We start from the raw sequence: 18,357 nt of genomic DNA on the forward strand, positions 1-18,357 counted from the left end.
CTCCAAAGGTCGGCTACATGCACGCCAAGACCCAATTCGACAATGTTGGGGATGCTCTGATCGTTGGACAGGCCGTGGCCCTCATGTCCGAGCACATGAACGTTGTCCTCAGTGCCAAAGGAATTCCCGCGCATTTTTCCAAACAAATTCGAGAGTCGACCAAAGCGCCATACTCAGAGCTTGATTCTGGCAAAGCAGAGATTTTTCTCGCCCTCGCACTTAGGCGAATGCATGGCCTTCGCTCGTATTACTCATTGATCCCAGGTGGAATCAACGGCGAGAAATCCAAAGGATCCTATCTGTCTGGAACAGTTTACAATCTAGCTCTCCAATTGATGGCTTTACTTGGAATAGTGACAGTTCAGATGGGCGTTTCATATGACAAACTCGGCGTTCGCCACCAAAAGTTGCTGCGCGGCCGCGCGCGTGCTCTCAGCTACCACTTCGTCCGTGACAGCCAGACAGACGAGTACTGTCGTGAGCGTGGTATAAAGCACTCAGGCGTAGCGCCCGACTTGGCTTTCGTAATGTTTCCTGATACGAGCAAAAAGTCGAGCGGCAGCAGGGTTGCGTTCTCTTTCCGCACAGACCGGGGCGGGCGACCGCTTATCGAGAAAATTGGGGAAATGATCAATGCATCCTTCGCTGTCGACACGCAGATTGTGCTGGTCAGCCAGGTAGCACGTGATACCCCAGGAATGCTGGAACTCCAAGAGCTCCTTATGTCACTCGGTTTTAAATGTGATTTTGAGGATGTGACCGATAGCCTTAACGCAGCAAGCAAGGTCTACTCAACCTGCTCTCTAATCTACTCGAATCGCCTTCATGCATTGCTTCTGGCGGCTTCTAACGGGGCGGCTCCTTGCCCAGTTATCAGCGCCCAAGTGGACCGGAAAATATCCGGAATTTTTCTCGATGTAGGCGACTGCATTAGCATTGAATTGGACTCCTGGAACGGCACGCCCCTTCCGCGGCCGGGCCTAGAGTACGCTCAGGCTTTCCAGAAGAGCGCCTTGATGATGAAAAACAAAGTCAAGGATGTGACGCGGGAAATTTTCCATTGAAGTACGATCACCCAGTCCTCCGAGCAACCAGCAGCTCCAGCACCACCTGGTATGTGACGGTATTTATGCTTGCCTCTCTATGCATACAGCTTTCGCTGTTCCGCATCGGCGACAGCCGCGTAAATTATCCGCTTACAATTATCGGCTACCTGCTCCTTTTTCCCTATGCCGTATTTAACATTGCAAAGATGAAGTCGCGCGTCTCGACTACACTCGCGACTTCGTTCTTTGTATACGCCTCTTTCTGTTTTGCATCAGCACTGTGGTCAACTGACAAGTCTGCGTCTATATCCAATGCGTCCTTGCTCTTTGCCTGCCTGCTGATATCAATCGGCGGGGCCAGATATGACCCAGTCCAGACAAGAGTTATATTTGTACGAATTTGCCTAGCCGTAATGGCCCTCAGCTGGGTATCGTTGGTGGTTGCACCCGGATATGCGCTTCAGGAGAAAGGCTTCTGGCGACTGCGTGGGATCATGTCACATGAATTCGAGCTGGGCTATCTTGCCGGCTCGTCAATGCTGCTGTCGTTCGCCGGGCTGGCTCGTGAAATGTCGCGCGGAACGCAGGAGCGTAGACTGATGCTTACGCTGGTATTCTTGTTCTCTGCTGCGACTCTCCTCGCAACCCAGACTCGGACGCTACTTGTATACGCAGCGCTTTGCGCGGCGTTAATCATGGTTAGCTATACCCGGGGAAAGATACGAATTTTTTCCATCTTCAGTCTCGTGATCCTTACCTCGATTGTGGCCATTTCTGTTGGATATCTGGAGGATACTTTCAGCAGAGGAGAGAGCGACGCGTCGCTCTCTGGGCGAACGTTAATTTGGGCACGAACGATTGCAGAGGCTGAGTCACGACCATTACTCGGCCATGGATATTCCAGCTTCATTTCTCCGATCTACGACTATATCTGGACCGGTAACTATCGTCCGCCGCACGCGCATAACACTTGGGTGATGTCGTACTTTGAAGTCGGGATAGTTGGCGCCATTCTTGTCTCAATTTACCTTCTTTCGCAAATTTTCGTGCTAAGAAGAACTAAACAAGGTTTTGACGGACTCAGCCCAACTTTCTACGTTGCGCTTTTCTGCACGATGACCGGGATGACAAGCCTTATCTTTGGCGGAAAGCTGTCGCCAATGATGGCGATCATACTCATTCTGACATTCCAAGAATACAACACTACGAAACGCAGCTTTAGGGAAGATAAGGGTTGATGATGGAACATACTGGAAGCTCCGAGTTCTCGCGACCGCCACTTATTTCGGTGGTCATTCCCGTCTATAACCGCGCCAAGTCGATCGCCGCCACACTGGATTCCGTCAGGGATCAGACAGAGAGAGATTTTGAGTGTCTCATTGTCGATGATGGTTCGTCCGACGTGGAAGACCTTGTTTGCTTTGTTTCTCGCGCATACGACTCGCGCTTTCGCGTTCTGCGCAAGGAGAACGGAGGAGCAAGCTCGGCGCGCAATTTGGGGATTGATGCCGCCCGTGGCGAGTACATAGCCCTTCTGGATTCAGACGACATCTGGCTGCGAGAGAAATTGAGCATTCAGCTCGCTTTCGCAAGCAAAGACCGCCGTAACAACTTCATGTGCTTCACTCAGCTAAGAGTCGACAGGGGTATTAACAGGACCTGGATCAAGCCCCCAAGGGGACCGCGCGCTGGGGAACGCATTGATGAGTACTTGATGGCTGACGCAGGATGGATTCAAACATCCACCATTTTCTTGGCTGCGCCGCTCGCAAAGCGCGTGAGGTTCGATGAGAACCTACCTTCCTCACAGGACACTGATTTTGCAATCAGATGCGCCAACGCCGGCGCTATCATTACCTACTTGGAGCAGCCTCTCGTCATAATGGATGACCGCTATATTCCGGGCCGGGTATCCAAGCAGAAGAACTATGTCCCCTTGCTTGAGTGGATCGAAAATATGAAGTCGAACGGCGAAATATCCCCACGGAGCTACTTCGCGTATAGAGGATGGCAGTGCGCGCGGGTGGCTTCTTACACGAGGATCCCGCTAGCGCTCCAACTTTACGGAAGATCTCTTCTGCGGCGCGCGTATCGACCTAAGATAGCTGCGATCATTTTCTTGCAGATTGTTCTTCCTCAAAGTTTGTATCAGCGAATAGCCACAGCAACTGTAAAAATTGCAGGCAAATAACAGCATGAACTCGATTCGCACCATTCAAGCGATGCGTGGCATTGCCGCAATCGCGGTCGCCTTCTATCATGTCTACATAATCGCACGGCAGGTTTCGCCCGGAAGCAGCGTCGTAATGGAGCAGTTGGCCCGTCATGGCTTCATGGGCGTCAATTTCTTCTTTGTCCTGAGTGGATTCATCATACTCATGGCTCATGAGAAGGACATTGGGCAGGTAGACCGGCTGAAGAATTACATTTCAAAGCGCGCGCTCCGCATTTATCCGGCTTACTGGATATTTACAACCCTTTATGTAATTGCCGCACTTATGGGCTTGGGAGATAGTGACTTCTCAACAAAGCCCTTGGATTTGCTGTCATCTTATACGCTACTTCAAATATCTCCGGATAAGGTTGTTCCTCCGCTTAAGGTAGCTTGGACGTTGTTCTACGAAGTTCAGTTCTACATTGCTTTCTCGCTACTCATAGTTTCGAGGCGCCTTGGATTCACTCTTTTGGGCATTTGGTTCGCTTCCATCTGCGTTGGACTAGCATCGGGCACCGAAGCGGTAGATTCTCGTCTTCTGTCCCCTTGGAACGTATACTTCTTTGTTGGCATGGCAGTATTTATCCTCTACAAGCGCATATCGAACTTCGGTGCGATGATCGCAGGTGCGGCTGCTGCCTGCCTACTGCTCTATTACTTCCTGACCTACAACCTCGACATCCACGAATTCCATCGTGAGTATGGCTATCTGCATTTTCTGCTGGCTCCCGCTTTCGGCCTATTGATTCTCGGCATAGCGGGACTGGAAAAAACCCAAAACTGGTCCATTCCTTATCCGCTGCAGTTCCTGGGCGATGCCTCCTATTCGATTTACCTAGTCCATTCTGCCGTAATATCAGTCGCGGCGATTGTATTGAGAAAGATCGGCCTGCATATGCATGACAGCGTTGGCTTGTATTTGATCGTATTCGCGTCGTCCGTAATCGCCGGGTGCGCTGCATATCTAATCGTCGAAAGACCTTTGACACGGCGACTCAAACCGGCAATGTTTTTAAAGGCATCACAGGTGAACTCGTGAGAGCTACTTCAGTTCTTTTTGTCACATCTTCAGGCGGGCACTGGGTGCAAGCGTCAAAGCTTCTTTGTTGCCTATTTGATTATGAAGTGGATATCGCTACGGTGGATGAAACCGCAGTTTCTGGCATCACCCATCGTCGCTTTTACAAGATTCCGGACTTTAATCGAGACACACCTTTGAAGATGATTCTTGGTGTACCCGCTATAGTTCATTGCGTTCTCAGCAGCGATGCAACACATGTGATATCCACTGGGGCGGCGCCCGGATTGCTCGCTCTCGCCTGCGCTCGCATGGTTGGCAAGCGCACACTGTGGATTGACAGTATCGCTAACACCGAGAGACTTTCAGTTTCAGGACGGATCGCCAAGGTCATTGCGCACAAGACTTTAACCCAGTGGGAAAATGTCGCAGCAGTGACCGGGGTCGGCTACGAGGGCCGCTTGCTATGATATTCATGTCATGTGGAAGCCAGCTTCCATTCCCTCGCCTCGTGGATATGATGCAAGCTTGGGCGGATCAGCATCCAGATACGGAAGTAATTGTTCAGGCCGGTGAGCACGATTTCATTTCCTCCACAATGAAAGTTCACAAGTCCCTAGACCAGCAAGAGTTCGTTAAGTTGATCGCCACCTGCGAGGTTTTCATTTCCCACGCAGGCATGGGCAACATTATTACTGCCCTAGAACTTGGTACGCCGCTCTTGATCGTTCCCCGCCGTGCCACCCTGGGCGAACATCGCAATGATCATCAGATAGATACGGCGGAGCGATTTGGCAAGTATCCAGGAGTGGCCGTTGCCACAGATTTGCCTGAGTTGATGGCTCAGGTCGATTCACTTCGACACGGCTCTCGGTCGGCGAGCGCAGAGGCGTCGCCAGAGAAGGAAAAGCTCTTGAACGCGGTCAGGAGCTTTGTGTCAACCTGACTCGTTTGAGATTTTCGCGGCCTGAGTGGATTTCCAGAGAAGTCCGCTCTAGCTGCCTACAGGCAACTTCGGCACTATTCGTCCTGCGATCACGATGCCAACGTGCATCTGTAGACATCTTGCCAACAAGGGATTGGCTAAGATAACCATCTAGTTTTCAACTCAGATCAGAATGGCAACGCTCATGCGAATGCAGAGTTTGACGCTTCTTCTAACTCTTATGGCTCCCGCCGTTCACGCAGCCACACCCGCCAACAAATTTTCCTGCCCTAAGATTGAGGTGTCCGCCGGAGACATGGGCATCAAGACCCGCTACTTGGCAAAGCGAATTGATCCAACATCATCGACCTTGGATCCGGAGGCCGTAGCAGCCCAGTTAGGAGTGCGTGAGGAGGTTAGTTATCCGGCAAAAAAGATCGTTAATCTCTCAATGCTCTATCACAAGGGCCCGAGCAAAGAGATTGCAGATTGCCTCACGACGCATCTCAACGCGTTAGCGGAAAGCAACTATCTTGAAGGCTCGGGTGAGTACAATATTCTTTACAAGAGTTGGATGATCTCGGCCATAAACCTGTCACTCCTTGGGTTGCAGGCTGATTCTCATTCCGCGCCTAAACTTCAGGATTCCAAGTTCCGCACATGGCTTGCCACTCGGACACACGAAATCACGTCCTTCTTCAGGGAAAGTGGTTGCAATAACAACCACTGCTATTGGGCCGGTGTTGCCGCTGCATCTTCCGCTCGCTACTTGAAATCGGATGATCCTCTCCAGTTCTCAAAGTGGGTTTTGCTTCAGTCTGAGAAAAATGTAAATTATTCTGGACAGTTGAGTGCAGAGGTAGGTAGAGGGGCCATGGCATTTCACTACTCTGCATTCTCTATCGCGGCACTTCTCGTTCAGACCAGGCTGTGGAACCAGAATGACTCCTCTGCAGAGGCGTTTGTCAGCAAGCTGTCTAGTCGCTTCTGCTCCGACACCCAGACTGGTGCAAGAGGCACTACGTTTGCAGGAATTCCTGCTCAGAATGTAAAAGGTGCCGCTCCTTACGTCTCGTTGATCACGGAGGCCGAACCTCAGAAATGTGGAGTACTGGCCAGCTCTTCCTCTGCTGATGCCAAATCTTTCTTTCTCGGTTGGAACATGAACTACGTTCGCGGCCTCGTAACTGGGAAGAATGCTCAGTAGCAGCGCTAAGGCCTTGTATATTTTCGCTTCAGAAATGGCATCTTGAAGGGATCAGGCTACCGCAGCGTCGGTATCGGGCACTCGGCTGGTTTTGGCGCAAGGCTGACCAGCCATGCAACCGATTGCGATCTGCTGCTCTGTGCGAGAGACATCGAAATTTTTTCTTCTATAAGGTAGACTCCCTCATCCGCATCGCGCCATCGCGCTGCGCTGCAGCGCCACGGAAGTTCATGGTGCTGCAACCGCTCCACAACGCGCCCGTAGCTCAGCCGGATAGAGTAGTGGCTTCCGAAGCCATTGGTCGGGGGTTCGAATCCCTCCGGGCGCGCCATCTTCCCTTGCTCCCGTCTGCCCTTGCAGACCTCGTCTCCCAGCAGGACGTCCCCCCTAGCAACACCAGGCTCCAAGAGCTCCACCGCCCAGCGCTTCCGCTGGCGGTACAGCACCGCTCACTCAAACCCATACCGCCCCCGCACCCCAGCATCCCTCTCAACCAGATGCATGTGGAACAGCTGCGTCGCGTCCCGCGACCAGCTCCCCTCCAGCCTGCGCCACGATGCTGCATCCACCCGCGGCAGCTTCCGTTCCAGGTAGTAGACCCGGCTGCCATCACCCGAGAAGTGCCGATCCAGCAGCTGCCAGCGCGCAGGGTCCACCCCGGGCAGCGGCTTCCCATCGCAGTAGACGTTGCTGTCATCAACGGCGTACAGCGGGTCCTGTGGCACGCCCTGCAGCAGGTCACCCCGCAGGCAGTGCTTCATCCGCCGGCCGCAGTACCAGCCGCCGCGCCCATCAGCCCCATAGCCGCCGCCGAGATCGCGGAACGTCGTGCAGTCCGCCTCGGGTAGCGCCTTCAGGGAGGTCTCGTACTCGAAATAGACACTCTGGCTGTCCATCCAGTACGCGCCACATTGGTGGAAACTGTCGCGGTCGATGGCAGGCAGACGGGTCCATGCGTGGTAGACCGCTTGTGTATCCCGGCCGATGAAGCAGTGCGCCGGGAGGAACTCGAAGCTCGCTGCGTCTGCTTTGCGTAGCAGGCGGCCTTGGTGGAAGACTTGGCTGTCGCGTACAGCCCAGTACTCGATGCCGTTTGGACCGATGAAGCGGTGGTCCGGCAGGTCGAGGATTCTCTGCCATGACATGGGTTGAGACTCTGGCTTTCTTGGGTTGGACCGTAGTGTAGTGCGGGTGGCGGAGGCGGCCGGGCTTGGATCCGCCTTTGCTGCAGAGCAGTCGAGCAAGCTCGAATCTACGGAATGCGCGATGACGGCGGGCTGGGTGGCAGGCGGCAGCCGAGCATGGCTCGGCTCTACAAAAGCCAGAGTAGTCGAGCGAGCTCGACTCTACGACGGGCGCGCTGACGGCGGGTTGGGTCGCAGGGGGCAGCCGAGCATGGCTCGGCTCTACAAAGGCCAGAGCAGTCGAGCGAGCTCGACTCTACGGCGAGGTGGGTCGCAGGGGCAGCCGAGCAGGGCTCGGCTCTACAAAGGCCAGAGCAGTCGAGCAAGCTCGACTCTACGGTGTGCGCGATGAGGGCCGGTTGGGTCGCAAGCGGCAGTCGGGCAAGCGCGCGGATGGCACGCCGGGCAGGGCCCGGCGTTGCCGTGGGGGCACAGATCAATATTTGCCGTCGAACGCGAAGATCGGCTTGCGCTGCTTCCATGCCCCGGCGGTGAAATCCGGGAATTCCAACGTCTGGAAGCCGTTGGCAATCGACTGCTCGCTCAACGGGGTGATCGCGCTCCAGGTCACCGCGTCGTAGATGTCGATCGGCATCGGCGCCTTGGCTTTCAGGGCTTCCACGAAGGCGTGGATGACGAACCAGTCCATGCCGCCGTGGCCGGCGCTGGCGGCGGTGTCGGCGTTCTGCTTCCACAGCGGGTGCTCGTACTGGTCCTGGTAGGTCTTGAACTCCTCCCACTGGTGCGGCGGGCTGCGGCCTTCGATGTGGATCGAATGGTTCACGTCCATCCACAGGCCCTTGGTGCCCTGCACGCGGAAGCCCATCGAGTAAGGGCGCGGCAGCGAGGTGTCGTGCTGCAGGAGGATGGTCTCGCCGTTTTCGCAGGCCAGGGTGGTGGTAACGATGTCACCCAGCTTGAACTTCACCTTCGTGCTGGGGTGGGTGGTGCCGCCGCTCTTGGCCACGGTGTAGTCGTGCAGGCCGCGCGCCTTGGTGGCGAACGCATTGATGTGGGTGAAGCGATTGCCGCGGTTGATGCCGGTGTACATCGCGCACGGGCCGATGCCGTGGCTGGGGTACAGCTCGCCATTGCGCTGCACCGAGTGCTCGGTGCGCCAGCGCGCTTCGCTCCAGCCCTTGGGGCCGAACTCCACGCCGCTGTCGTAGGGCTGGTTGGGGTCGCCGGAGTTGAACTTCACCCCGCGCAGGTCGTGCTGGTAGCCGGCCTGCAGATGCACCAGTTCGCCGAACAAGCCCTGCCGCACCATCTGCAGCGCGGCCATCACGTCGCGGCGGTAGCAGACGTTCTCCAGCAGCATGTACGGCGTGCCGGTGTTGAGCTGGGTCTTCAGCACATCCCAGTGGTCCTGCAGGGTGATGCCGGCCACCACTTCGCAGCCCACGGCCACGCCGGCCTGCATGGCTGCAATCGCCATCGGCGCGTGGTATTCCCAGGGCGTGGCGATGATCACGCCGTCGATGCCTTTCTGTTCCAGCAGGCGCTTCCAGGCGTTGGTGTCGCGGTCCTGGCCGTAGGTCTTCGGCGCGGCCTTGCCGGCCTTGGCCACCATGTCCACGGCGCGGCCCAGCATGATCGGCTCGATGTCACACAGCGCGACCACCTCCACATCGTCGCGCCGCACCAGCTCCTTCAGCAGCACCAGGCCACGCATGCCGGTGCCGATCAGGGCCAGGCGCACCTTGCGGCCGGCCGCCCAGGCGGGGGTCTGCGGCAACAGGCTGCTGGCGGCGACGGCGGCACTGGCCGCGATGAATTCCCTACGCTTCATGGCAAACACTCTCCTCTTGAAGGTGCGCCGGCCACGACCGGCGCACCCGGGTCACACGAACGGAATTACTTGAACCGGTAGCCGACGGTCACACTGTAGCCGCGGCCGAAGATGGTGGCGTAGTCGCTGGAATCGCCCAGGAAGCTGTTCGGATCGTAGAACGGCAGGCGATCGAACAGGTTCTTGACCGTGAAGCTGAGGTTCCAGGCGTCATCAGGGCGCCAGGTGACGCTCAGATTGGCGGTCCACCACGAGGGTGCGCCATCGCACTTGCTGGCTTCCAGCGCCAGGTAGCCGGCGGTGCACGTCTCCTTGTTGTTGTCCACTTCGTCCACGCGGTCGCGGGCCCACTTGGTGCCGCCCACGTAGTTGACGAACATGCTGGTGGTCACCTGCCTGTAGGTCCAGTCGGCGTTGAGCGTGGCGCGCAGGCGCGGGTTGTTGTAGTAGCCCACCACATCGCCGTAGTACCAGCCGCTCTCGTCATCCATGTAGTAGCGGTTGCGGTTGGCGATGGTGGCGGCCAGGCCGACGTTCAGCCCGCCCCACTCGCCCAGCGAGAAGCGGCCGCGTGCATCCACGTCGAAGCCGTCCACCAGGGTCTTGCCGCGGTTCTTGTACTGGCCCACCACGCTGGCCACGTTGCCCACGCTGTAACCGGGCAGCACCGACGGGCAGCTCACGCCGCTGGCCGGGTCGGCGCACATGGCTGCCAGCTGGGCGAGGTTGGCGCGGTCGGCATCGGTGATCGGCGAACGGGTGGATGAGATGATGTCGGTGTCGCGGCTGAAATCCGGGGCGACGATTTCGTTGTTGCGGTAGATGAACCAGTAGTCGGCCGACACCGACAGCCAGCTGGCCGGCTCGTAGACGAAGCCCAGGGTGGCGATCTTGGCCTTCTCCGGCTTCAGGTCCTGGTTGGGCTGGGTCATGCGGGCCACGGTGCGGCTGCAATCGGCATTGGCCAGGCTCTTGCCCAGGTCCACATCGCCCGCACGCTGCGACTGACGCAGCAGATCGGCAATGGCGTTGGTCTCGGCGCAGCGCACTTCATCGCGGTAGCCACCCAGCTGGGCGAACACACCGCCGCTGCCCGACTCGGCCAGGCTGGGCGCGCGGAAGCCGGTGGAATAGGTACCGCGCAGCATCAGCTGCTTGAACGCCTGGTACTTGAAGCCGATCTTCGGCGCGACGTTGGCGCTGAAGTTCGGGTACTTGTCCACGCGCAGCGCCGCGTCCAGTTCCAGCTTGTCGGTGATCGGCGCCACCGTTTCGGAGAACAACGCATAGGTGTTGCGTGCACCGTCGAACCACGAACCACCCTGCTGGGTGATCAGGCCGGCGGCGGCATCCGGGTTGCCCGGGGTGTAGAAGGTTTCGCGGCTGGCGTTGAAGCCGAACGCGGCGCGCATCTCACCGGCAGGCAGCTGGAACAGCGGGCCTTCGATCTTGCCGTCCAGGGTGTGCAGGCGCGTCCAGGACTGGATGTCGAAGGTCGGGAAGGCCTCGCGGATCAGCGCGGCGTTGGCCTCGCTGATCTCGCCGAATTCATAGGCGGGGTGGTCGGAGATGATGACGCGGCCGGTGCCCGGATCCACCGAGTACGGGCCAAACGCCTTCTCGAAGCCCTTCAGGTTGACGTTGATGGTCTGGTAGGTGGTGGAGTGCGTGCCGGCCGTGGCAAAGGCGGTTTCCCAGTTCCAGTCGCCGACGTTGCCACGCGCACCAGTCAGCACGCGGTAGCTCTGGTCGGTGTTGCGCTGGCCGAAGTAGTTGGCGCCGGCATCCTGCAGCAGGTACTGCAGGCCGACCACGCCGCCCATCATCGCCTTCAGTTCGGGGCTGGCGTGGTTGTATTCGTTGTTCGGGCCCAGGTACGGGTACAGGAACTGGTTGACCGAGGTGCCGGTATCGCGCGAGAACCAGCTGCTGGGATTGCCGGTGGTGGTGCCGTAGGTGCGCGGCGTGCCGCCGTTGGCGCGCAGGTCGATGTCGGTGTACGTGGCCTCGGCAAAGATCTCGGTGTTGTCGCCCACCAGGAAGGTGCCGTTGAGGTAGGCGGTGTTGCGCTCGGACTTGGCGCCGGCATCGATCTCGTTGTTCATCCACGTTTCCCAGACGCAGCTGGGGCCGGCGGCCTGGCCCTGCAGTACGTTCTGGCAGCCCGGTGCGGCTTCCTGCACGCGGCGGCCGGTGACCGGATCGAAGGCGAAGTAGGTGCCCGGATTGAACTGGCCCGGCTTGCTGCCCACGCCCAGGCGCAGGCCGCTGAGGTAATTGGGGTTGTTGACGTAGTACTGGTCGGGGCGCTTGTCGTAGAAATCGCTGAGCGGAATCGCGTCGCGGCGGTACATGTTCACCGCGCCATAGACGTTGAAGCGGTTCTCGGTCAGGTCACCGAAGCCAGCGGTGATGCTGGCCTGGCGCTCGCCGTAGGAGTCGATGCGCGAGGATGTGTCGTTGGTGAAGTTGATCTCCGCGCCCTGGAAATTGCGCTTGGTGATCACATTGATGACGCCGGCCACCGCATCGGTGCCGTACACCGCCGAGGCACCATCGGTCAGCACTTCCATGCGCTCGATGGCTGCGGCCGGGATCGCATCGATGTTGACGAACTGGGTCTGGAAGCCCGCCGGTGCGCCGTAGTACGACAGGCGGCGACCGTTCAACAGCACCAGCGTGCCCTGCGCACCCAGGCCACGCAGATTGGCCTGCGAGGCGCCGTCCGAACCAGTGAACAGCGAGCGCGAATCCTGCTGCGCGGGCCGTGCGGCCGGCAGGTTGTCCAGCACCTGCAGCAGCGTGCGCGCACCCATGTTCTGGATGTCCTGCTTGCTGATCACCTGCACCGGCGATGCGGTTTCAACGTCGGTGCGGCGGATGTTGGAACCGGTGACCTCGATGCGGGCCAGGTCGGTGGCGTTGTCCTTGCTGTCCTGGGCGGCAGCAGGCAGGGCGATCGACAGCAGCACGCCGGCGATGGCCAGCGACAGCGGGGCGAAGGAACGACAGGGCGGACGGGGGTGGCGTGCGGGCAACATCGGGGTTCTCTCCTGGCAGGGGTGCGCGGCGGGTGGGCGGCGCGAAAGCGATTGGCGGGCAAAACGCTCCCGGGCCACGGCTCGGAAGCCGTAGTCGGAATGGGCGGGGGAGGAGCGGTGTTACGTAGGGGTCATGGGGCGACGATGCTGGCGGAGTCGCCCTCCTGGCCGATCAGCACGGCGTTGGCCCAGTTGGCGCAGACCTGGGCGGGTTGGCTGCCCTGCGCACCCAGCGTGCGCAGGCTCAGGGTGGAAAGACCACGGATGTCCAGTTCCGGTTTGACCACGCCGGGCGCCTTCACCAGGCCGCTGTCGTACAGCAGGTGGCCGTCGCCCCAGACCTGGAACTGCAGGCCACCGGCAGCGCGGCAGGCATCGTCGATGCCGAGATCGGCGCGCAGCAGTTTCCAGCCACCCTGCAGGCGCAGGTCGATGCGGCTGTTGGCACCCACGCCCAGGCCGCGGCGGAACTGCAGGCCGTTCATGCGCAGGCCGGCGCCGCCACGGAAGGACTGGTCAGCGCGTACCTGGCTGGCCAGCGCGGCCGGCACCGGCAGCTCGGAGAGATAGCGCTGCCGGGCCGGTCGCTCCGGTTCCTGGTGTTCGAGGATGTGGAAGGTGGCCAGCGCGATGGGACCGACATCGCGCGGCTGCAGTGCATCGAACGCGCGGGCGCTGCCTTGGGCTGCCGTGACCATCGGATCGGTGCTGCTGGCCCCATCGCCTTCCGGGTTCTGCACGCTGAGCACGCGGAAGCGCAGCAGGCGGCCGGCATGGGCCGGGAAGTCGATGCGCTGCACGCCCTCCTTCAGCTGCAGGCGGCCACGGGCGATGGGCTCGCCCCACTCGCCATTGCTGTCGCCCAGGTACACCTCGTAATCGCGTACCTGGCCGTGCTTCCAGTTCTTGTCGTTGCGCGGTGCGATCTCGATGCCGTCGATCATCTTCCGCTCACCAAAGCCGACCACCCACTCATGCGCGCCCGTGCGCACGGCCTGGTTGCGCACGCTGCGGAACCAGGTGTTGGGGTCGTCATCGAACGCGTTTTCCAGGGCGTGGCCGGGTTCCTCCGCCGGGCGGTTGACCACCAGCAGACTGTCGGCCGGCAGTTCCCGGCCCAGCACTGGTGCCGCCGGGAACACATCGTCGGCGGCTGCAGCAGCCACGGCGAAGTCGAGCTGCAGCTGCAACGGCTGGCGGATGTCCTGGGTGGCGGTGCGCACATGCAGCGTGCCGCGGCGTTCGCCGGCGTCGTAGTACCAGCCTTCGCTGGCGCTGTTGAATGCGGCGGCATCGGCCAGCGCCGGCAGCGCGCGGCCGCCGGCCTGCACCGCACGCGGCGCCTGCCGGCTCAGCACGCGCAGGCCGTAGCGGCGCTGTGCCAACTGGCCGCTGTAGCTGCCCTGCACCGGGTCGATCTGCACCTGCACCGGGCCACTGCCCTGTGCCGGGGCCTGCACGCGCACGACCTGCGTACTCGACTCGCCCTTCTGGTAGCGGCGGGTGGTGCCATCGTCTTCGTACAGCGTGTACTGCGCATCACCCTGCGGGTAGAGATCGAAGGTCACTTCATCGAGGGGCTTTTCACCATCGAACAGCATCGTGGGATACATCGGCAGGATGGCGCCGGCACGCACGAACACCGGCAGCGTGGCCAGGTCCACCTGGCGATCAAGCTGCAGGCCATCCGCGCCGGCCTGCACGCGGCGGCCATCCCAGTAGTCGATCCAGCCGCCGGCCGGCAGATGGATGTCACGGCGCCAGCCGCGGCTGGCAGCCTGGCTGCGGTACACCGGCGCCACCAGCAGATCGCGGCCGAGCAGGAACTGGTATTTGTAGGTCTCATCCTGCGCATGCGGATCGCGCGGGTTGTCCCACATCAGCCCACGCACCGGCGGTGCGCCGGTCTGCGCGGCCTCGTGCACCAGCCCGTACATGTACGGGGTCAGGCGCATTTTCAGCTTCAGGTAATCGCGGTTGATGCTGCGGTACGGCTCGTCGTACCACCATGGGTGCTTGCGCGCGTTCGACGACCAGCCGCTCATGCCCATCAGCACCGGGGTGAACGCTTTCCACTGCAGGTCCCGGGTGAAGGTCTCGGCGCTGCCGCCGAAGATCGCATCCACATCGCCGCTGGCGTAGGCCATGCCGGACAGGCCCGAGCCGACCAGGGTCGGCACGTGCCAGCGGATGTAATCCCAGCTGCTGCTCTGGTCGCCGGTCCACGCCACCGCGTAGCGCTGGATGCCGGCCCAGCCCATCACCGTCCACAGGAACGGGCGTGAATCGGAATTGTCGAGGATGCCGTTGAACGCCTGGCGGTTGGCATCCATCGCGAACTGGTAGCCCTTGCCGGTCCAGGCGACGTCCAGTTTCTGCACGCGGCTGCCGGCCTTGCCCACTTCCCAGGCGATCTTGTCCACGCCGTTCTCGGTCCACAGGCCGGTACGGAAGCCGTACTTCGCCAGTCCCTGCACGGTCTCCGGCAGCTTCTGGTAGCCGCAGCCATAGCCATCGTTGGGCAGGATCCAGCCGCCCGGCATGTCATGGTCGCGGTACTGCCTGGCCACGCTGTCGATCACATCGGGCGTGGTGCCGGAGGGGCCGTCGCTCCAGCCTTCGGGCACGGTGCCGGGCTTTTTGCTGTTGTCGGCGTCGTTGTAGCAGTCGGCATCGCCGTAGGAGAGCGCCCAGCGCGCGATCATGTTCGGGCGGCCGGTCAGCTGGGTGTAGCGCTCGATCAGCTTCGGCAGATCGGCACCGACGAAGTAGTAGGCGTCGAAGCGGTCTTCGCGGTGCAGCAGGGTGGCCTGGTCGGGCTGGCGCAGGTCGTAGCTGCCATCGCTCCAGGTGTTGCGCAGCATGCCCCAGCCTCGGCTGCTGAGCAGCATCGGCGCCGGGCTCGGGCGATCGCCTTCTTCCCAGCCACCGGAATAGGACACGTCCAGTTCGCGGCCCTTGAACTGGTAGCGACCGTTCTGCTGGCCGCCGCCGTAATAGCCTTCGTCGGCCTGCGAGGACAGCACCTGCACACTCTGCGCGGCATCCAGGTCCAGCGGCTGCCGTTCCTGCCACAGGGCGATGGGCTGGCCGTTGTCCAGCCGTTCCAGGCTCAGAAGCAGCGGCTGCCGCTGCACGTGCAGCACCAGCGCCGCGGTGCGCACGCGGATCTCCTGCGCGTCCTCTTCCAGCGTGGCCTGCACGTTCGCCTTTGGCTGCGCCAGCACGATCGGCGCAGCCTTGTCGCCCGGCCCGCTCAGCGTGCCCTTGCGGCCGGCCTGCACGCGGAGGATGTCGGCCGCCGGCAGTTCAATGCGGATGCGTGCACCGCTGTCGGTCTGCAGGTCCCAGCCCTGCACGCCGTCACCACTGTCACGGGCGCTGACCGAACGCAGGTTGCCGACCGGTTCGGCCTGGGCCGATGTCGTTGCCAGCAGCAGGGCCGGCAGCAGGGCCAGCAACAGCGGCGAACGACGAATGCGGTTCTCCACACGAACTCCCAACCCGTTCATCGGGCATTCCGAAAGCAGTTGCGGCCGACTCTAGGGCAGTGATTCGAAAGATGTCAATAAATTGAAAGTAAAAAGGAAGATATTTTTCCGCAAACGAAAGTTTGTGCGTCGCAGTACTTTGTGTCACCCCGCCAGATCGCCTGTTCAGCATGCTGCGATACCGCATTCCGCCACTACTTTCGATTCGCAACCGGCACCCTCCGGCGTGCATGACATCACCGCCTTTTCTTTCTTTTTGCTTTCGATGTTTGACATTCCGAAAGAAAACGAAGAAGGTGCGCTGGCCCAACTGGAACCTCCGAATGGACGTCACCCTGCTTTCCGATGTGTCCGCCTGGCAGCGCCGGGGCGGAGCCGATACCGCTACCGAAATCGCCCAGCAGCCGGCGCTGTGGGGAGTCCTTGCGCAGGATCTGTCGCGTGCCCGCGACCGCGTGCGCGCCTTCCTCGGCGACAGCCTCAACGACCCCAACCAGCGCGTGCTTTTCACCGGCGCCGGCAGCTCCGGCTTCATCGCCGAAATGGTGGCCGATGCGATCAACGCGCAGTGGCCGGCCGACGTGCGCGTGGTGCATACCACCAGTCTGCTGACCCACCCGGCGCTGTACCTGCAGCGCGACCGCCCCACCCTGCTGGTGTCGTTCGGCCGCAGCGGTTCCAGCCCGGAAAGCGTGGCCGCCGTGGACCGCGTGCGCAGTGACGTGGCCGATGCGCGCTTCCTCGACATCACCTGCAACGCCGATGGCGAACTGGCCCGCCGTGGTGCCGGCCGCAGCGATACCTGCACCCTGCTTATGCCCTCGGCCAGCTGTGATCGCGCATTTGCGATGACCAGCAGCCTGACCTGCATGCTGCTGGCCGCACTGACGGTGTTCGACCGCGCGCCGTGGGAAACCCGCATCGCGCGCCTGAAGCAGATCGCCGCGCTGGGCCGCGAAGGCCTGGCACAGTGGGACGCGCCCGTGGCAGCGCTGGCGCAGCGCCCGTTCAACCGGGTGATCTACCTGGCCAGCGGGCCGCTGGAAGCACTGGCCCGCGAATGCGCGCTGAAGGTACTGGAACTGACCGCCGGGCGCGTGCTGGCCCTGGCCAACACACCGCTCGGTTTCCGCCACGGCCCCAAGTCGACCCTGGATGGCGACACCCTGGTGGTCGTGCTGCGCAGCGTGCAGCCCTTGGCACGCCGCTACGAACAGGATCTGCTGGAAGAACTGCGCCGCGACGGCGTGGCCGGGCAGGTGCTGGCGATCGGTCCGCATGCGGACATCGGCGCAGACGATGACTACACCCTCAGCGTGCCGTTGATTGAACCGGCGCTTGATGATCCCTGGCTGGCACCGGTATGGCTGGGCTTCGCGCAGTTGTTCGCGCTGCAGCGTTCGGCCGCTCTCGGCCTGACCCCGGACAATCCGTTCCCGGACGGCACCGTCAACCGCGTCGTCCAGGGCGTCACCATCCATCATGGCTGAGCTGATCGCCCACGCCTGCTACGGCATCGACATCGGCGGCACCAAGATCGAGCTGGTGGCGTGTGATGCGGCGATGCAGGTGACCTGGCGCCGCCGCGTGGCCACGCCACAGGGCGACTACGCCGGCTTCCTGCAGGCCGTGGTGGCGCTGGTGGACGAGGCCGATGCCGCGCTGGGGCGCAGTGACGCCGCCATCGGCATCGCCCTGCCCGGCGTGCGCGACCGGCGCAGCGGCCGCCAGCTCAGCGCGAATGTGCCGGCGCTGACCGGCCAGTGCGTGGCGCAGGATCTGCAGGCACGCCTGCAGCGGCCGCTGCATTTCGGCAATGACCTGCAGTGCTTTGCGCTGTCCGAAGCGCACGGGGGCGCCGCTGATGGCTACCCGAGCATGTTCGGCGCCATCCTTGGCACCGGTGCTGGCGGTGGCTTCTGCCTGCAGGGCCGCCTGCTGACCGGCTTCAACGGCCTGGCCGGCGAATGGGGCCACTGGAGCGTGCCCGGCCACCTGCTGCAGCGCCATGGCCTGCCCCTGCTGGACTGCGGCTGCGGCCTGCAGGGCTGCGTGGAGCGCTACGTGTCCGGCAGCGGCGTGGCGATGATCGAACGCCATCTCGGCGGCAGCGCGCGCGATGCCAGCGCCGTGATCGCCCTGGCCGAGGCCGGCGATGTGCGTGCCCGCCAGGCGCTGGACATCCACCGCGACCTGCTGGGCCACAGCCTGGCCGCGCTGGTGCTGGCGCTGGACCCGCACGTGATCGTGCTGGGGGGCGGCCTTTCGCAGCATGGGCCGCTGTACCAGCAGCTTCCTGCCGCCGTGGCCGCGCATCTGTTCCACGGCGCACAGGTACCGCCCATCGTGCCGCCGCGTTTCGGCGATGCCGGTGGCGCACGCGGTGCCGCCCTGCTGGCCTGCCAACCCTCGTTTTCCTGATCGACCGGAGCCTGACC

The 18,357-nt window shown here is 61.4% G+C and carries 13 protein-coding genes and 1 tRNA gene; 10 read left to right on the top strand and 4 right to left on the bottom strand.

The annotated features are described in order from the left end of the window. The first annotated feature begins 17 nt into the window (after positions 1–17). The 8 genes from C1924_RS18985 to C1924_RS19020 all read left to right on the top strand — a co-directional run bounded on the left by C1924_RS18985 (position 18) and on the right by C1924_RS19020 (position 6,742). Positions 18–1,064 (top strand): polysaccharide pyruvyl transferase family protein, encoded by a 1,047-nt coding sequence (locus C1924_RS18985; protein ID WP_159094844.1) that lies wholly within the window; start codon positions 18–20, stop codon positions 1,062–1,064. Further along, positions 1,061–2,284, top strand: coding sequence for an O-antigen ligase family protein (locus tag C1924_RS18990; RefSeq protein ID WP_108766703.1), 1,224 nt, complete (start codon positions 1,061–1,063; stop codon positions 2,282–2,284). The genes C1924_RS18985 and C1924_RS18990 overlap by 4 nt, the downstream gene beginning before the upstream one ends. After that, positions 2,284–3,237, top strand: coding sequence for a glycosyltransferase family 2 protein (locus C1924_RS18995; RefSeq protein WP_108766704.1), 954 nt, complete (start codon positions 2,284–2,286; stop codon positions 3,235–3,237). The genes C1924_RS18990 and C1924_RS18995 overlap by 1 nt, the downstream gene beginning before the upstream one ends. Positions 3,238–3,241: 4 nt before the next feature. Beyond that, a complete protein-coding gene (locus tag C1924_RS19000; protein WP_108766705.1) occupies positions 3,242–4,300 on the top strand; it encodes an acyltransferase in 1,059 nt (352 codons plus the stop codon). Positions 4,301–4,386: 86 nt separating this feature from the next. Then, a complete protein-coding gene (locus C1924_RS19005; protein ID WP_159094845.1) occupies positions 4,387–4,749 on the top strand; it encodes a hypothetical protein in 363 nt (120 codons plus the stop codon). Positions 4,750–4,799: 50 nt separating this feature from the next. After that, positions 4,800–5,225, top strand: coding sequence for a glycosyltransferase (locus C1924_RS19010; protein ID WP_254051179.1), 426 nt, complete (start codon positions 4,800–4,802; stop codon positions 5,223–5,225). Positions 5,226–5,520: 295 nt separating this feature from the next. After that, complete coding sequence (locus C1924_RS19015; protein WP_159094846.1) at positions 5,521–6,411, top strand: alginate lyase family protein; 891 nt, start codon at positions 5,521–5,523, stop codon at positions 6,409–6,411. A gap of 254 nt (positions 6,412–6,665) precedes the next feature. Then, a tRNA-Arg gene (locus C1924_RS19020) sits at positions 6,666–6,742 on the top strand. A 118-nt stretch (positions 6,743–6,860) separates the two neighbouring features. Here the strand turns inward: C1924_RS19020 and C1924_RS19025 are convergent. The 4 genes from C1924_RS19025 to C1924_RS19040 all read right to left on the bottom strand — a co-directional run bounded on the left by C1924_RS19025 (position 6,861) and on the right by C1924_RS19040 (position 15,919). Next, complete coding sequence (locus C1924_RS19025; RefSeq protein ID WP_108766709.1) at positions 6,861–7,556, bottom strand: DKNYY domain-containing protein; 696 nt, start codon at positions 7,554–7,556, stop codon at positions 6,861–6,863. 475 nt (positions 7,557–8,031) lie between these two features. Then, positions 8,032–9,387: a Gfo/Idh/MocA family oxidoreductase gene (locus tag C1924_RS19030; RefSeq protein ID WP_108766710.1), complete on the bottom strand. Its 1,356-nt coding sequence runs from the start codon at positions 9,385–9,387 to the stop codon at positions 8,032–8,034. Positions 9,388–9,452: 65 nt separating this feature from the next. Then, complete coding sequence (locus tag C1924_RS19035) at positions 9,453–12,428, bottom strand: TonB-dependent receptor (protein WP_108766711.1); 2,976 nt, start codon at positions 12,426–12,428, stop codon at positions 9,453–9,455. Positions 12,429–12,559: 131 nt separating this feature from the next. After that, the gene (locus C1924_RS19040) at positions 12,560–15,919 is read right to left on the bottom strand and encodes a TIM-barrel domain-containing protein (RefSeq protein ID WP_108766712.1); all 3,360 of its coding nucleotides are present in this window, start codon (positions 15,917–15,919) and stop codon (positions 12,560–12,562) included. Between the two features lie 323 nt (positions 15,920–16,242). On the opposite strand from C1924_RS19040, the gene C1924_RS19045 reads away from it, so the two are divergent. Beyond that, entirely contained in the window at positions 16,243–17,409 is a 1,167-nt protein-coding gene (locus C1924_RS19045) for an SIS domain-containing protein (RefSeq protein WP_108766713.1), read from the top strand. Then, complete coding sequence (locus C1924_RS19050) at positions 17,402–18,340, top strand: ROK family protein (protein ID WP_108766714.1); 939 nt, start codon at positions 17,402–17,404, stop codon at positions 18,338–18,340. Before C1924_RS19045 ends, C1924_RS19050 begins: the two co-directional genes overlap by 8 nt. The last annotated feature ends 17 nt before the right edge of the window (positions 18,341–18,357 follow it).

Origin of the sequence: Stenotrophomonas sp. ESTM1D_MKCIP4_1 (assembly GCF_003086895.1) — a bacterium.
GTDB lineage: Bacteria > Pseudomonadota > Gammaproteobacteria > Xanthomonadales > Xanthomonadaceae > Stenotrophomonas.

What these genes read in the sequence shown, in the direction of transcription:
- C1924_RS18985 (WP_159094844.1), top strand. Translation starts at nt 18, where the DNA reads ATGCACGCCAAGACCCAATTCGACAATGTTGGGGATGCTCTGATCGTT.
- C1924_RS18995 (WP_108766704.1), top strand. Translation starts at nt 2,284, where the DNA reads ATGATGGAACATACTGGAAGCTCCGAGTTCTCGCGACCGCCACTTATT.
- C1924_RS19000 (WP_108766705.1), top strand. Translation starts at nt 3,242, where the DNA reads ATGAACTCGATTCGCACCATTCAAGCGATGCGTGGCATTGCCGCAATC.
- C1924_RS19010 (WP_254051179.1), top strand. Translation starts at nt 4,800, where the DNA reads ATGCAAGCTTGGGCGGATCAGCATCCAGATACGGAAGTAATTGTTCAG.
- C1924_RS19015 (WP_159094846.1), top strand. Translation starts at nt 5,521, where the DNA reads ATGGGCATCAAGACCCGCTACTTGGCAAAGCGAATTGATCCAACATCA.
- C1924_RS19025 (WP_108766709.1), bottom strand. Translation starts at nt 7,556, where the DNA reads ATGTCATGGCAGAGAATCCTCGACCTGCCGGACCACCGCTTCATCGGT.
- C1924_RS19030 (WP_108766710.1), bottom strand. Translation starts at nt 9,387, where the DNA reads ATGAAGCGTAGGGAATTCATCGCGGCCAGTGCCGCCGTCGCCGCCAGC.
- C1924_RS19035 (WP_108766711.1), bottom strand. Translation starts at nt 12,428, where the DNA reads ATGTTGCCCGCACGCCACCCCCGTCCGCCCTGTCGTTCCTTCGCCCCG.
- C1924_RS19045 (WP_108766713.1), top strand. Translation starts at nt 16,243, where the DNA reads ATGGACGTCACCCTGCTTTCCGATGTGTCCGCCTGGCAGCGCCGGGGC.
- C1924_RS19050 (WP_108766714.1), top strand. Translation starts at nt 17,402, where the DNA reads ATGGCTGAGCTGATCGCCCACGCCTGCTACGGCATCGACATCGGCGGC.